The organism is Phenylobacterium sp., from assembly GCF_030646615.1.
GTDB lineage: Bacteria > Pseudomonadota > Alphaproteobacteria > Caulobacterales > Caulobacteraceae > Phenylobacterium.
This window is the reverse complement of record NZ_JAUSLG010000058.1, coordinates 15,079-28,964: the sequence shown is the minus strand read 5'-3', so window position 1 is coordinate 28,964 and position 13,886 is coordinate 15,079. Positions and strand designations below refer to the sequence as shown.

At 70.2% G+C, this 13,886-nt stretch carries 12 protein-coding genes; 9 read left to right on the top strand and 3 right to left on the bottom strand.

Translation table 11 applies throughout. From position 1 onward, the window contains the following. Positions 1 to 45 precede the first annotated feature (45 nt). Positions 46 to 1,464 (top strand): pyruvate kinase, encoded by a 1,419-nt coding sequence (gene pyk, locus Q7S93_RS09890; protein ID WP_304713716.1) that lies wholly within the window; start codon positions 46 to 48, stop codon positions 1,462 to 1,464. 19 nt (positions 1,465 to 1,483) lie between these two features. On the opposite strand, the gene Q7S93_RS09885 is transcribed toward pyk, so the two are convergent. Together Q7S93_RS09885 and Q7S93_RS09880 are read right to left on the bottom strand one after the other, a co-directional pair. Further along, positions 1,484 to 3,628, bottom strand: coding sequence for an amylo-alpha-1,6-glucosidase (locus Q7S93_RS09885; protein ID WP_304713715.1), 2,145 nt, complete (start codon positions 3,626 to 3,628; stop codon positions 1,484 to 1,486). Between the two features lie 7 nt (positions 3,629 to 3,635). Then, the gene (locus Q7S93_RS09880; protein WP_304713714.1) at positions 3,636 to 4,703 is read right to left on the bottom strand and encodes a glycosyltransferase family 4 protein; all 1,068 of its coding nucleotides are present in this window, start codon (positions 4,701 to 4,703) and stop codon (positions 3,636 to 3,638) included. A gap of 161 nt (positions 4,704 to 4,864) precedes the next feature. Between Q7S93_RS09880 and pgl the strand changes: the two genes are divergently transcribed. From pgl to rimM, 7 genes are all read left to right on the top strand, one after another. Next, on the top strand, positions 4,865 to 5,548 hold the full coding sequence (pgl, locus tag Q7S93_RS09875; RefSeq protein ID WP_304713713.1) for a 6-phosphogluconolactonase: 684 nt from the start codon (positions 4,865 to 4,867) through the stop codon (positions 5,546 to 5,548). An 11-nt stretch (positions 5,549 to 5,559) separates the two neighbouring features. Continuing rightward, positions 5,560 to 7,380: a phosphogluconate dehydratase gene (gene edd, locus Q7S93_RS09870; protein WP_304713712.1), complete on the top strand. Its 1,821-nt coding sequence runs from the start codon at positions 5,560 to 5,562 to the stop codon at positions 7,378 to 7,380. Further along, positions 7,380 to 8,354 carry a glucokinase gene (gene glk / locus Q7S93_RS09865; protein ID WP_304713711.1) on the top strand — a complete coding sequence of 325 codons (975 nt, stop codon included), beginning with the start codon at positions 7,380 to 7,382 and terminating at the stop codon, positions 8,352 to 8,354. Before edd ends, glk begins: the two co-directional genes overlap by 1 nt. Next, positions 8,351 to 9,004 (top strand): bifunctional 4-hydroxy-2-oxoglutarate aldolase/2-dehydro-3-deoxy-phosphogluconate aldolase, encoded by a 654-nt coding sequence (gene eda / locus Q7S93_RS09860; RefSeq protein WP_304713710.1) that lies wholly within the window; start codon positions 8,351 to 8,353, stop codon positions 9,002 to 9,004. Before glk ends, eda begins: the two co-directional genes overlap by 4 nt. A 221-nt stretch (positions 9,005 to 9,225) precedes the next feature. Next, a complete protein-coding gene (ffh, locus tag Q7S93_RS09855) occupies positions 9,226 to 10,791 on the top strand; it encodes a signal recognition particle protein (protein WP_304713709.1) in 1,566 nt (521 codons plus the stop codon). Between the two features lie 18 nt (positions 10,792 to 10,809). Continuing rightward, positions 10,810 to 11,343, top strand: coding sequence for a 30S ribosomal protein S16 (rpsP, locus tag Q7S93_RS09850; RefSeq protein WP_304713708.1), 534 nt, complete (start codon positions 10,810 to 10,812; stop codon positions 11,341 to 11,343). A gap of 154 nt (positions 11,344 to 11,497) precedes the next feature. Beyond that, positions 11,498 to 12,001 (top strand): ribosome maturation factor RimM, encoded by a 504-nt coding sequence (gene rimM, locus Q7S93_RS09845; protein WP_304713707.1) that lies wholly within the window; start codon positions 11,498 to 11,500, stop codon positions 11,999 to 12,001. Between the two features lie 160 nt (positions 12,002 to 12,161). Here the strand turns inward: rimM and Q7S93_RS09840 are convergent, their stop codons facing one another. Beyond that, positions 12,162 to 13,037: an acyl-CoA thioesterase gene (locus tag Q7S93_RS09840; RefSeq protein ID WP_304713706.1), complete on the bottom strand. Its 876-nt coding sequence runs from the start codon at positions 13,035 to 13,037 to the stop codon at positions 12,162 to 12,164. 117 nt (positions 13,038 to 13,154) lie between these two features. Between Q7S93_RS09840 and trmD the strand changes: the two genes are divergently transcribed. Continuing rightward, positions 13,155 to 13,865 carry a tRNA (guanosine(37)-N1)-methyltransferase TrmD gene (gene trmD, locus Q7S93_RS09835; RefSeq protein WP_304713705.1) on the top strand — a complete coding sequence of 237 codons (711 nt, stop codon included), beginning with the start codon at positions 13,155 to 13,157 and terminating at the stop codon, positions 13,863 to 13,865. The last annotated feature ends 21 nt before the right edge of the window (positions 13,866 to 13,886 follow it).

Below are 13,886 nucleotides of genomic sequence, written 5' to 3'. Positions count from 1 at the left end.
CCGCCATCTTGGCCCGGTGCGGCCGCACTTCCAAACGGGGACCCCATGATCCGAGCCCGCCGCGCGCGTATCGTCGCCACCTTGGGCCCCGCAAGCCGCAGTCCTGCCCAGGTGGAGGCGCTGGCCCGGGCCGGGGCCGACGTCTTCCGCGTCAATTTCAGCCATGGGACCCACGAGGACCATGCCCGCGCCATCGCCACGGTGCGTCAGGCCGAGGTCGCCACTGGGCGGCCTATCGCCGTCCTGGCCGACCTGCAAGGCCCCAAGCTGCGCCTGGGGAAGTTCGCCGACGGCCAGGTGCGCATCCGCCCGGGCCAGGCCTTCCGCCTGGATCTCGACCCGACGCCGGGCGACGCCTCGCGGGTCTGCGCGCCGCATCCGGAGATCCTGGCGGCGGTGAAGGCCGGCGCCGATATCCTGATCGATGATGGCCGGGTGCGCCTGCAGGTGACGCGCCACGGCGCCGACTTCGCCGAGACCCAGGTGATGGTCGGCGAGACCCTGTCCAACCACAAGGGCCTCAACCTGCCCGGCCACGCCATCCCGATCCCGGCCCTGACGCCCAAGGACCGCAAGGACCTGGCCTTCGCCCTGGACCAGGGGGTGGACTGGGTGGCCCTGTCCTTCGTGCAGCGGGCCGCCGACATGGCCGAGCTGCGCCAGCTAGTCCAGGGCCGGGCCGCCGTCCTGGCCAAGATCGAAAAGCCCGCCGCCCTTGACGCGCTGGACGAGATTCTCGACCTCTGCGACGGGGTCATGGTGGCCCGCGGCGACCTGGGGGTGGAGCTGGCGCCCGAGGACGTGCCGGTGGTGCAGAAGGCGCTGATCCGCGCCTGCCGCACCCGGGGCATCCCGGTGATCGTCGCCACCCAGATGCTGGAATCCATGACCACCGCGCCGACGCCGACCCGGGCCGAGGCCTCCGACGTGGCCGGCGCGGTCTATGAGGGGGCCGACGCCCTGATGCTGTCGGCCGAGACGGCCTCGGGCGGCTTCCCCCTGGAGGCGGTCTCGATCATGGATCGCATCATTGCGAGGGTGGAGCGCGACCCCCGCTGGACCGAGCTGATGGCCGCGGAATATCCCATGGAGGACGCCGACGCCGACGCCCTGGTGGCCGCCGCCAGCCGCGCCGCGCAAGGCCCCTCCATCGCCTGCCTGGCGAGCTTCACCACCACTGGCCAGACGGCCCTGCGCCTGGCCCGCGAGCGCCCCCTGCAGCCGGCCCTGGCCCTGACGCCCCATGCCGGCGTCGCTCGGCGCCTGGCCCTGACCTGGGGGGTGGAGGCCCGCGTGGTGCCCCAGCCGGCGGATTCCGAATCGCTCGCCAAGATCGCCACCGAGATCGCCCGCGACCTGGCCCTGGCCGCGCCGGGGCGCCGGATCCTGATCCTGGCCGGCCTGCCCATGGGCTCGCCGGGGGCGGCCAACATCCTGCGCCTGGCCCACGTGCCACGCCGCTGACCGAGCAAGTCAGGGCGCTCTAGCTGACCACCACCTGGACCCCTTCGACGGGGGTGAAGCGGACCTTGATCTGGCCGTCCACATCCTCGAAGCCGAGGCTGATCCGGTGCGGCCCGACCCGCAGGTCCTCGACCCACAGGCGGTCGATGCCGATGGGCAGGCGCGGGTCGTGGATCTCCACCCGCCGCTCGGCGCCCTTGATCTTCAGGCCCAGGCAGGCCTGCAGCATCATGAACACCGCGCCGGCCGCCCAGGCCTGGGGCAGGCAGGCGACGGGATAGGCCACCGGCGGCTCGCCGGCCGCCCGGCGGAAGCCGCAGAACAACTCGGGCAGGCGCATTTCGAAATGGGCGGCGGTCTCGAACAGGTGGGACATCATCAGCACCACCCCCTCGCGCTCGCCGTAGTTGGCGATGCCCTGGACGCACAGCGCCGTGTCGTGGGGCCAGACCGAGCCGTTGTGATAGGACATGGGATTGAACCGGGCCTCGCCGGCCGCCAGGGTCCGCAGGCCCCAGCCGGTGGAGAAGGCGCCTGACAGCAGCCGCTCGGCCACCGCCTTGCCCCGCTCCGGCGCCGGCAGGCCGACGAACAGCAGGTGGCCGGGGTTCGAGCCCAGGACCGTGCAGAGCTCGCCGTCCCCATCGATGGCCATGCCGTAGAAGCCCTTGTCGGGCATCCAGAACCGCTGCTCCACGGCGTCGCGCAGATGCTCGGCCCGGCCGCGCCAGTGGTGGGCGGACTCCATGTCGCCCCGCCGCTGGGCGAAGTCGGCCATGGTCCGGAAGGCGCCATAGGCGTAGCCCTGAACCTCCACCAGGGCGATCGGTCCCTTGGGAAACCGTCCATCGGCATGGAAGACGGAGTCCTCGCTGTCCTTCCAGCCCTGGTTCGACAGGCCTGAGTCCTCGCCGCGGGCATAGTCGATCAGGCCATCGCCGGTGGAATCGCCGAACCGCTCGATCCAGGCGGTGGCGCGCTTGAGCGCCGGCCACAGGGCGTCGATCAGCTCATAGTCGCCGGTGCGCTCGGCATAGGCGCCGGCCAGGACGATGAACAGAGGCGTGGTGTCGACCCCGCCATAATAACGGGCGAAGGGCACCTCGCCCACCGCGGGCATCTCGCCCTTGCGGGTCTCGTGCATGATCTTCCCCGGCGCGGCGTCGCGGAAGCTGGACACCTCCTCGGCCTGGTGGGCGGCCAGATAGGTCAGCACCCCCTTGGCGAGGCTGGGCTCGAACCACAGCAGCTGGAGGCAGGTGATGATGGCGTCCCGGCCAAAGGCCGTGGAGAACCAGGGGATGCCCGCATAGGGATAGGGGCCGGTCTCCAGCCTTGTGGTCAGGAGCGCGATGTCCGAGCGCGAGCGGGCCAGCCACTCGTTGAACAGCCGCCCGGAACTGCGCAGTCGCGCCCCGTGTCGGCGCCGTCGGCGCATGTCCCAGCGGGCGCGGGTGGCCGCGGCCTCGAACCGCTCGCGGCTCGGGGTCAGGCCCGCATGGGCGCCGACCTCGATATAGAGCTCGAAATGGCTCTCGGGATTGAGGCTGCACATGAAGTCCGCCTTCTGCGGGCTGATGCGCCAGGGGGCGTCGGAAAAGGCCACCACGCTGGCCCGCTCCACATAGTCCAGGCCCTCATAGCGGAAGCGCACCGAGCGCCCGTCGCACTCCGGGGGCAGGGTCACGCCCCGCCTCGGGCGCTTGGCGCCGCGGACCTCGAACATGTCGCGGAAGTCGGCGCCGTATTCCAGGGTCAGGGGCGCCAGGACCACGTCGCGGCTGTAATTGACGATGCGCACCCGCTCATAGAGCCGCTCGTCCCAGAGGAAGCGGCGGCGCTCCACATGCAGCACGCCCGGCGGCCCCATCGGCCCGCCGGGATAGGGCAGGGCCTGGTTGGCGCCATTGGAGGTGAAGAACACATTCTCCTGACCGATGGCCGCCGACAGCAGGGAAGGCTGGCTCGTCCCCAGCAACATGCGGAACCGCGAGAGGATGCGGGTGTCGTTGTGGAACAGGCCGTCCCCTTCGCCGGTGATGTCGCCAAAGGCGTCGGCGACGATGAAGGTGTCCTTGTCCTTCAGGGCGAAGAGCCGGTTGGGGGAGCGGGCCTCGCCGGTCTGGCCGGCTTCGGAGAGGGTGTCGGGCGCAAGATCGTCCATGAAGCCTTCAGGCGCTGACGGCGAGGGTCAGTTCCGGCGGAGCCGCCGCGGTCGGGCTTCGGGCCTCATGCAGGGCGATATAGCGTCGGGCCATGGCGTGGGCCGAGAACCGGGTTTCGAACCGCGCGCGGATGGCGGCGCGGTCATAGCTCGCCACCTCGGCCACGGCGGCCACGGCCTGGTCCTGGTTGCGCACGATCATGCCGGTGAGGCCGGGCTCCACCACCTCAGGCACCGAGCCGCAGTCATAGGCGATCACCGGCGTGCCGCAGGCCATGGCCTCGATCATCACCAGGCCGAAGGGTTCGGGCCAGTCGATGGGGAACAGCAGGGCCCGGGCGCGACCCAGGAAGCCCGACTTCTCGGCGTCGCCGATCTCGCCCACATAGGTCACCAGGGGATGGTCCATCAGCGGCCTGATCTTGCCCTCGTAATAGTCCCGGTCGGCCCGGTCGATCTTGGCGGCGATCCGCAGGGGCACGCCGGAGGCGATGGCGATCTCGATGGCCCGGTCCGGGCGCTTCTCCGGCGAGATGCGGCCCAGAAAGGCCAGGTAGCCGCCGGGCTCTGGGTGGAACCTGTAGAGGCCCGCGTCCATGCCGTGATGCACGGTCCCGGCCCAATGGGCGTCGGGGATCGGCAGGCGCTGGTGATCGCTGATCGAGACCAGGGGATAGCGCCGCCAGTGGGCGTAGACCGCCGGCAGGTCCTTCATGTCCAGCCGCCCGTGCAGGGTGGTCAGGGTCTTCTCGGGCATGTCGGCGAAGAAGGGGAAGTGGATCATGTCGGTGTGGAAGTGGATCAGGTCGAAGTCGTCGGCCTGGGCGCGCACCTGGGCCAGGGCGTTCATGTGGGCGGCCAGATCGGACTTCAGCGGCGCGGGGTCGAGGCGGATGGCCTCATCGCGCACCGAAACCAGCCGGGCCTTGGTGCGGGCCTCGGCGCTGGCGAAGAGGGTCACTTCGTGCCCGAGATCCACAAGGGCGTCGGTGAGATGGGCGACCACCCGTTCCGTCCCGCCGTAGAAGCGGGGCGGCACGGCTTCGTACAAGGGTGAAACCTGTGCGATGCGCATTGGATTGTGTCCTGAAGGGCGAAGAATCCCGGGCAGGACGTCCCCGGCCGCACGTCGGCGCCCACCGCCGTGCCGAGTCGGTAAGTCGACAGACCTGTCGAAAGTTCCCCAATGCCGGCGCGCGGGGCTGCAAGCCCGCGCCGGAGGGATTAAGAGGAGGCATGATCGAGCGCTTCGACACTCCTGAAACCCTGGCGGACGCCGCCGCAGAGGCGACGGTTTTGGCCCTGGCGGGCGGGATCGCCGCCCGGGGTCGGGGCCGGCTGGTGGTCACCGGCGGGCGCTCGCCGGGCGCGGTCTATGATCGCCTGGCCAAGGCCGAGCTCGACTGGGGCCTGGTCGATGTCACCCTGTCGGACGAGCGGTTCGTGGCCGTGACCGATGCCGCCTCCAATGAGCGCCTGGTGCGATCGCGGCTGCTGACCGGAAAGACGGCCGCCGCCCGCTTCGTTCCCCTGATGCGTGAGGCGCCGAGCGCCGCCGCCGCCGCCGATCTGGCCGAAGCCGAGGTGGCCGCCCTGGCGCCCTTCGACATGACCCTGCTGGGCATGGGGCCGGACGGCCATGTGGCCTCGCTGATCCCCGGGGCCGCGGGCCTCGAAGCCGCCATGGCGCCGGGCGGCGGCCGGTTCTGCCGGGGGTTCGACCAGGCGATCGGCGATCCCCCCCGCCCACGGATCACCCTGACCCTGGCGGCGTTGTTACAATCACAGGCCATCATCATCCTGATCGCCGGTCCTGAGAAACACGGGGTCGTCGAGCGGGCCCAGGCCGGAGCCGATCTGCCGGTCCGCGCGCTCTTGACCCAGAGCACGGTTCCCGTGCGGGTTCTCTGGACGCCCTGAAGGGAACTGTCATGCCCATGCATCCGGTCGTCGCCGAGGTCACTGCGCGGATCATCGCCCGCAGCCAGGACAGCCGCGCCGCCTATCTGGCGCAGATCGATGCGGCCAGCCGCTCAGGTCCCGGCCGGGCCAAGCTGTCCTGCGCCAACTTCGCCCACGCCTTCGCCGCCCTGCCGGACGACGACAAGAGCCGCATGCGCAACCCCATGGCGCCCAATCTGGGGATCGTGACCGCCTATAACGACATGCTCTCGGCCCATCAGCCCTATGAGCGGTTTCCCGAGGTGATCCGCGCCGCCGCCGACGCCGTGGGCGCCACCGCCCAGGTGGCCGGCGGGGTGCCGGCCATGTGCGATGGGGTGACCCAGGGGCGTCCGGGCATGGAGCTGTCGCTGTTCTCCCGGGACGTGATCGCCATGTCGACGGGCATCGCGCTCAGCCACGACGCCTTCGACGCCGGGCTGATGCTGGGGATCTGCGACAAGATCGTGCCGGGCCTGACCATCGGCGCCTTGGCCTTCGGCCATCTGCCGATGATCTTCGTGCCGGGCGGGCCGATGACCTCGGGTCTCTCCAACGCCGAGAAGGCCCGGGTGCGGGGCCTCTACGCCGAGGGCAAGATCGGCCGCGAGGAGCTGCTGGACTCCGAGATGAAGTCCTATCACGGGCCGGGCACCTGCACCTTCTATGGCACGGCCAACACCAACCAGATGATGATGGAGATGACCGGCCTGCACCTGCCCGGCGCAGCCTTCGTCCATCCCAACACCCCCCTGCGGGACGCCCTGACGGCGGCCGCCGCCCAGCGGGCGGTGCAGATCATCGCCGGGACTGAGGCCTATACGCCCATGGCCAAGGTGGTGGACGAAAAGAGCCTGGTCAACGCCATGGTCGGCCTGATGGCCACCGGCGGCTCCACCAACCACACCCTGCACATGGTGGCCATCGCCCGGGCGGCGGGCGTCATCCTGACCTGGTCGGACTTCGACGACATCTCCCGGGTCGTCCCCCTGATCACGCGGGTCTATCCCAACGGGTCGGAGGACGTGAACGCCTTCCAGGCGGCCGGCGGCATGGCCTTCGTCATCCGCCAGCTGCTGGACGCGGGTCTGGCCCATGATGACGTGGTCACCGTGGCCGGCGGCGGTCTGCGAGCCTATCAGCGCGAACCCTTCCTGGAGGACGGCCGCCTGGTGTGGCGGGACGGGCCCGAGACCTCCCTCAACCTCGACATCCTGCGGCCGGTCAGCGATCCCTTCCAGGCCGAGGGCGGCCTGCGCCTGATGGCCGGCGGCCTGGGGCGGGCGGTGATGAAGACCTCCGCGGTCAAGGCCGAGCATCACACCATCGAGGCGCCGGCCCGGGTGTTCGACGACCAGGACGCCCTGCTGGAGGCCTTCCGCCGCGGGGAGCTGACCCACGACTTCGTGGCCGTGGTGCGCTTCCAGGGTCCCAAGGCCAATGGCATGCCCGAACTGCACAGCCTGACCCCGACCCTCGGGGTCCTGCTGGATCGGGGGCTGAAGGTGGCCCTGGTCACCGACGGACGCATGTCGGGCGCCTCGGGCAAGGTGCCGGCCGCCATCCATGTGACGCCGGAGGCCGCCGACGGGGGGCCGCTGTCGCGGGTGCGGGACGGGGACCTGATCCTGGTGGACGCCCGCACCGGCCGGCTGGAGATCAAGGTCGATGCGGCCGAGCTGGCGGGGCGGGAGCCGGCCCGCGCGCACGAACGGCAGATCGGCTTTGGGCGGGAACTGTTCGGCTGGATGCGTCGGGCCGCTGGCCCTGCCGAGGCGGGCGCCTCGGTGTTGTTTGAAGAGGTGGCCTGATGGGCGTGATCTATGCCGGCCTGGTGGGGGATGTGGGGGGCACCAATGCGCGGTTCTCCCTGGTCGATGGCGAGGGCCATCTGCGCAACACCAAGGTCTATGCCTGCGCCGACTATGGGGCGCTGGACGAGATCATCGCAGAGTATCTCGAGGAGACCGCCGGCAAGAAGCGCCCGGCCAAGGCCGTCGTGGCGGTGGCCGGGCCCGTGGTGGACGGCGAGATCGAATTCACCAATCTCGACTGGCGGGTGTCGGAGACCGACCTGATCGCCAGCTTCGGTTTCGACGCCATCCGGCTGATCAATGACTTCGCCGCCCAGGCCATGGCCGCCCCGGTGCTGGCGTCCGCCGACCTGCGCCCTATCGGCCCAGTTCTGCGCGGGGCCGCCACCTGCCCCATCGTGGTGCTGGGCGCCGGCACGGGCTTTGGCGTGGGGGCTGTGGCGCGCTCCCAGCATGTGGACATCGCCGTGGCCACCGAGGGCGGCCATGCGGGCTTCGCCCCCCATGACGAGGTCGAGGTCGAGCTGTGGCGCCGGCTGATGGGTCTCTATGGCCGGGTGTCGGTGGAACGGGTCCTGTCGGGCCAGGGCCTCTTCGATCTCTATCTGGCGCTGGAGGACATGGCCGGCCACACGCCGGAACTGGCCCATGAGCGCGCCGTCGTCGAGGCGGCCGACGCCGGCGACCCGGTGGCCGGGGCGGTGCTGGACCGATTCTGCGCCATCCTCGGCGGGGTGGCCGGGGACCTGGCCCTGACCCACGGCGCCCGGGGCGGCGTCTATATCAGCGGCGGCATCGCCCCGCGCATGGGCGAGCGCCTGATGGCCGGCGGCTTCCGGGACCGTTTCGAGGCCAAGGGGCGGCTGGCCGACTATGTGCGCGAGATCCCCACCTATCTGATCACTCACCCGTATGCCGCCCTGGTGGGCTGCGCCCGGGAGCTGGCCCAGCTGGAAGGCGTGCGCCTATGACCCTGCCCATGACGGTGGACCACATCCTGGCCCTGGCTCCGGTGGTGCCGGTGCTGATCATCGAGGACGCCGCCGACGCCATCCCCCTGGCCCGCGCCCTGACCCGGGGGGGCCTGTTCGCCCTCGAGGTCACCCTGCGGACCCCTGCGGCCCTTGAGGCCATCCGCGCCATCGCTGGCGAGGTCGAGGATGCGGTGGTCGGGGCCGGCACGGTCACCTCGGCGGCGGCCCGCCAGGCTGTGGCCAACGCCGGCGCCCGCTTCGCCGTCAGCCCCGGCCTGATCGCCGGAGAGCGGATCGAGGGGCCGATCCCCCTGCTGCCGGGGATCGCCACGGCCACTGAGCTGATGGCCGGCCTCGACCATGGCTTCACCGCCTTCAAGCTGTTCCCGGCCAGCGTGGTGGGCGGGGTCAGCCTGCTGAAGGCCTTGGCCAGCCCCTTCCCCCAGGCGGTCTTCTGCCCCACGGGCGGCATTGATGCGGCCAAGGCGCCGGACTATCTGAAAGAACCCAATGTGGCCTGTATCGGCGGCTCCTGGGTGGCGCCCCGGGACGCCGTGGCGGCCGGCGACTGGGACCGCATCACCGAGCTGGCCCGGGCCGCGGCGGCCCTGCCCAGGGCCCGGCCGGCCCCCGCGATCTTGACCTGAACCATCCACAGGCGCATAAGCGCGCCCTTCCGGCGCAACCTCGGTCAGCGCCCTCCCCCGCCACGACCCCCATCACCATATGGGACGAGGGCGGCGAGGCCCCCCGTCGACGTGATCGTCCACGGGGGTTGATCGCGTTTGGGCTCATGGTTTCCTGTCCGCAGGGCGCCTTGGAGCCGGAAGACAAGCGGGCGTGACGTCGTCACCCCATGGGAGATTGAATGTTCGACGCACTTTCTGAACGGCTTTCCGGGGTATTCGACCGTCTGTCGGGCCACGGGGTGCTGTCTGAAAAGCATATCGACGAGGCCCTGCGCGAGGTCCGCATCGCCCTGCTGGAGGCCGATGTGGCCCTGCCGGTGGTCCGCGAATTCATCGCCAAGGCCAAGGAGCGCGCCTCGGGCGAAGAGGTGCTGCGCTCGGTCCGTCCCACCGACCAGGTGATCAAGATCACCTATGACGGCCTAGTGGAGATGCTGGGGGGCGAAGAGGTCGAGGGACTGAACCTCTCCCTCAATCCCCCCACCGTCATGATGATGGCCGGCCTTCAGGGTTCGGGTAAGACCACCACCGCCGGCCGCCTGGCCCTGCGGCTGGCCCGCGAACGCAAGAAGGTCCTGCTGGCCTCGCTGGACACCCGCCGGCCTGCGGCCATGGAGCAGCTGGCCACCCTGGCGACCCAGGCCGGCGTCGACAGCCTGCCCATCGTGGCCGGCCAGTCGGCCCCCGACATCGCGCGGCGGGCGCTTTCAGCCGCCAAGCTGCAGGGCTATGACGTCCTGATCCTCGACACCGCCGGCCGCACGACCCTGGACGAGGCGATGATGGCCGAGGCGGCCGAGATCGCCAGGATCGCCAACCCGTCCGAGACCCTGCTGGTGGCCGATGCGCTCACCGGCCAGGACGCGGTGCGCACCGCCACGGCCTTCCATGAGCGCCTGCCGCTGACCGGCCTGGTCCTGACCCGTTCCGACGGCGACGGCCGCGGGGGCGCGGCGCTGTCCATGCGCGCGGTCACCGGCCTGCCCATCAAGTTCCTGGGCGTCTCGGAGAAGATCGACGGCCTGGACGTGTTCGACGCCCGCCGGGTGGCCGGCCGGATCCTCGGCCAGGGCGACGTGGTCGCCCTGGTGGAGAAGGCGGCCCAGGACTTCGACCAGGCCAAGGCCGAGGTCATGGCCAAGAAGCTGGCCAAGGGCCAGTTCGACCGGGACAGGATGGCCGACCAGTTCGCCCAGATGAAGAAGATGGGCGGCATGGAGGGGCTGATGGGCTTCCTGCCTGGGGTCCAGAAGATGAAGAAGCAGATGGCCGAGGCCAATGTTTCGGACAAGACCCTGGATCGTCAGGCGGCGATCATCTCGTCCATGACCAGGATCGAGCGCAAGAAGCCCGACATCCTGCAGGCTTCGCGCAAGCGCCGCATCGCCAAGGGCGCCGGGGTCGAGGTGGCCGAGGTCAACCGGCTGCTGAAACAGCACCGCCAGATGGCCGACGCCTTCAAGATGATGAGCCGCGATGGGGGCAAGGGCTTCGCCAAGATGGCGGGCATGCTCACCGGCGGCGGCGGCGCCGACATGGCCCGGATGAAGGCCATGGGCGGCGGCAAGGCCCCGAGCCCGCAGGAGATCGAGGAGGCCAAGGCGCGCCTCGCCGGTCTGGGTGGGCCTGGTCTGGGCGGCCCCGGACTCGGCGGCGGTCTTGGCGGCCTGGGCGGCGGCCTCCCCAAACTTCCCGGCCTGGGCGGCGGTCTGCCCCCGGGCGTGAATCCCTTCAAGAAATCCTAGAGCTCACAAGGAACATCCATGCTCAAGATTCGTCTGTCCCGTGGCGGCGCCAAGAAGCGCCCCTATTACTCCATCGTCGTCGCCGACAGCCGCGCGCCCCGCGACGGTCGCTTCATCGAGAAGGTCGGCGCCTATAACCCGCTGCTCAAGAAGGATGACCCCAGCCGCGTCGTCCTGAAGATCGAGCGCATCGAAGAGTGGGTCAAGAAGGGCGCCCAGCCCACCGACCGCGTCGCCCGTTTCCTCTCCCAGCAGGGCCTGGTGAAGTGGGAGCACGGCAACAACCCGCAGAAGGCCGAGCCGGGCCGCAAGGCCAAGGAGCGGGCTGAAGAGCGCGCCCAGCGCGAGGCCGATCGCGAAGCCGCCGCCGCCGAGGCCGCCGCCCAGCCGGCGCCTGAGCCCGAGCCCGAAGCCGCCGCCGAAGAGCCGGCTGCTGAAGCCCCCGCCGCTGAAGACGCCCCGGCTGCTGAAGAGGCGCCCGCCGCCGCTGAGGAAGCCGCCGTCGAGCCGGCCGCCGAGGCCGCTGACGACGCGACCGCCAAGGAAGGCTAAGGGCCCTCCTCGCATCTCCTCCGTCATGGTCGGGCCCCGCCCGACCATCCATGCGCACGGACGGCGCCCATTCTCGATGGGCCAGTGTTCATGGACCTTCGGGACAAGCCCGAAGGTGACGGGTGGGGGTGATCCTCTCTGAAGCGAAGGCGCCATGGCCGATAAGCTGATCCAGGTGGCCCGGGTGGCCGGCGCCTTCGGCGTCCGCGGCGAACTCCGCATCACGACCTTCACCGAAGACCCCATGTCGCTGGCCGCCTTCAAGGCGCTGCTGCGGCAGGACGGGTCTCCGGCCCTGACGCTCACCAGCGCGCGGCCCGTCAAGGGCGGTGTGGTGGCCCGCGCCAAGGAGATCGAAACCCGCGAGCAGGCTGAGGCCGCCCGCGGCCTCGCCCTCTTCATCCCCCGGGACGTCCTGCCGGCGCCCGAGGAGGACGAATTCTATCTGACCGACCTGATCGGCGCCGTGGTGGAGACGCCGCAGGGCGAGCGGCTTGGCGAGGTGAAGTCGGTGCAGGACTTCGGCGCCGGCGACCTGCTCGAGGTCCAGCCGGCCAGCGGCCCCTCCTGGTGGCTGCCCTTCACCCGCGACAACGTGCCCGAGGTGAAGCTGGCCGAGGGCCGGCTGATCGCCATTCCGCCGGAAGAGACGGAGTAGGTAGGGACCTGGCCGGAGGCCAAACAGGACAAGGTCACAAAGGACACGAAGATAGCCAAGGACACGAAGGAGTGGGCGGCTTGGCCTCTGGTGTCCTTCCCGCCCCTTCGTGCCCTTCGTGTCCCGCCTTGACGGCGCCTGCGGCGCTGGATGGAGGCCCTCAGCCTTCCTTGCGCATCCGCATCAGGCCTTCCTGGGCGACCGAGGCCACCAGGGTCCCGTCCTGGGCGTAGAGGGCGCCGCGGACGAAGCCGCGGCCGCCGGACGCCGAGGGGCTGTCCTGGGTATAGAGGTGCCAGTCGTTGAAGTTGGACGGCTTGTGGAACCACATGGCGTGGTCGAGGCTGGCCGACTGCAGTCCCGGCGTCTGCCAGGCCACCCCGTGCGGGCGCATGGCGGTGGACAACAGGTTCATGTCCGAGGCGTAGGCCAGGATCACCTGGTGCATCCGCGGGTCCTCGCCGATGGCGCCGGTGGCGCGGATCCAGACGTCGGACTTGCCCTCGGTGGGCTTGGTGTTCCCGCCGAAGCCGAAGGCGTCGCGGCCGCGCATCTCGATGGGCCGCGGGCGCGACATCATCTTGCGCATCTCCGGCGGCATCTTGTCGGCCGCCTTCTTCATGGACTCCGCCTCGGTGGGCAGGTCGTCGGGACCCGGAACCTTGGGCATGGGCGCCTGGTGGTCGAATCCGTCTTCCACCACCTGGAAGGAGGCGGCGAGGTTGAAGATCTGCTTGCCGTTCTGGATGGCCACCACCCGGCGGGTGGTGAAGGTGCCGCCGTCGCGGGAGCGGTCGACCTCGAACAGGATCGGGATGCGCGGGTCGCCCGGGCGGATGAAGTAGCAGTGCAGCGAATGGCACATGCGCTCTTCGACGGTCTCATAGGCCGCCAGCAGCGACTGGGCGATCACCTGGCCGCCGAAGATGCGGGGCGGCCCGCCCTGCGGGCTTACGCCGCGGAACAGGTTCTGTTCGATGCGTTCCAGCGCCAGGGTGTCGGGCAGGATCTCGGGCGTGATCTCGGGACTGTCCATGAAATGACTTATCGTATGTTGCAGGTGCGAAAGCGCCAGGGCTTAACCCCTGCGGCTCTTCGCGGCAAGGCGAAGCCCGGCCTTGGCTTTTGACCGTCGGCTGGTGCAGATGGGCCCATGTCCTTCGACGCCACTGTCCTGACCATGTTTCCCGAGGCCTTTCCCGGCCCGCTCGGGGTGTCCCTGATCGGAACCGCCTGGCGCGAACAGGGGCTCTGGACGTTGGAAACAGTGGACATTCGCGCCTTTTCCAAGGATAAGCGCGGCTTCCTGGACGACACCCCTGCGGGTGGCGGCCCGGGACAGGTGATGCGGGCGGACGTCATCGCTTCTGCGCTGGACAGCGTGGAGCGGCGAGGGCGGCCGCTTTTGTACATGAGCGCCCGGGGTCGGCCCCTGACCCAGGCGCGGGCGAAGGCATGGGCTGCAGGTCCGGGCGTCATCGTCCTGGCCGGCCGGTTCGAGGGGGTGGACCAGCGGGTGCTCGACGCCCGGGGGTTCGAGGAGGTCGCCGTGGGCGACGTCGTCCTCGCCGGTGGCGAGGTGGCGGCCATGCTGACCATCGAGGCGTGCGTGCGTCTTGTGCCCGGCGTGTTGGGCCAGGCGCTGAGTTTGAGTGAAGAGAGCTTCGAAGACGGGCTCCTGGAACATCCGCAGTACACCAGGCCGCGGGAGTTCGAAGGGCGCGAAATTCCGCCGGTGCTGCTTTCGGGGCACCATGCCGAGGTCGCCAAATGGCGGGCGCAGCAGCGGGAAGAGACGACGCGGGAGCGGCGGCCGGACTTGTGGGCGCAGCATCTCGCCAATCAACAGGCAAAGGGCGCGTAAAGCCCAGTGACAAAGGAATTG

Excerpts from the sequence above, each read along its gene's own strand:
- pyk (WP_304713716.1), top strand. The coding sequence starts at position 46 with ATGATCCGAGCCCGCCGCGCGCGTATCGTCGCCACCTTGGGCCCCGCA.
- Q7S93_RS09840 (WP_304713706.1), bottom strand. The coding sequence starts at position 13,037 with ATGGACAGTCCCGAGATCACGCCCGAGATCCTGCCCGACACCCTGGCG.
- Q7S93_RS09880 (WP_304713714.1), bottom strand. The coding sequence starts at position 4,703 with ATGCGCATCGCACAGGTTTCACCCTTGTACGAAGCCGTGCCGCCCCGC.
- pgl (WP_304713713.1), top strand. The coding sequence starts at position 4,865 with ATGATCGAGCGCTTCGACACTCCTGAAACCCTGGCGGACGCCGCCGCA.
- trmD (WP_304713705.1), top strand. The coding sequence starts at position 13,155 with ATGTCCTTCGACGCCACTGTCCTGACCATGTTTCCCGAGGCCTTTCCC.
- edd (WP_304713712.1), top strand. The coding sequence starts at position 5,560 with ATGCCCATGCATCCGGTCGTCGCCGAGGTCACTGCGCGGATCATCGCC.
- Q7S93_RS09885 (WP_304713715.1), bottom strand. The coding sequence starts at position 3,628 with ATGGACGATCTTGCGCCCGACACCCTCTCCGAAGCCGGCCAGACCGGC.
- rpsP (WP_304713708.1), top strand. The coding sequence starts at position 10,810 with ATGCTCAAGATTCGTCTGTCCCGTGGCGGCGCCAAGAAGCGCCCCTAT.
- glk (WP_304713711.1), top strand. The coding sequence starts at position 7,380 with ATGGGCGTGATCTATGCCGGCCTGGTGGGGGATGTGGGGGGCACCAAT.
- ffh (WP_304713709.1), top strand. The coding sequence starts at position 9,226 with ATGTTCGACGCACTTTCTGAACGGCTTTCCGGGGTATTCGACCGTCTG.
- eda (WP_304713710.1), top strand. The coding sequence starts at position 8,351 with ATGACCCTGCCCATGACGGTGGACCACATCCTGGCCCTGGCTCCGGTG.
- rimM (WP_304713707.1), top strand. The coding sequence starts at position 11,498 with ATGGCCGATAAGCTGATCCAGGTGGCCCGGGTGGCCGGCGCCTTCGGC.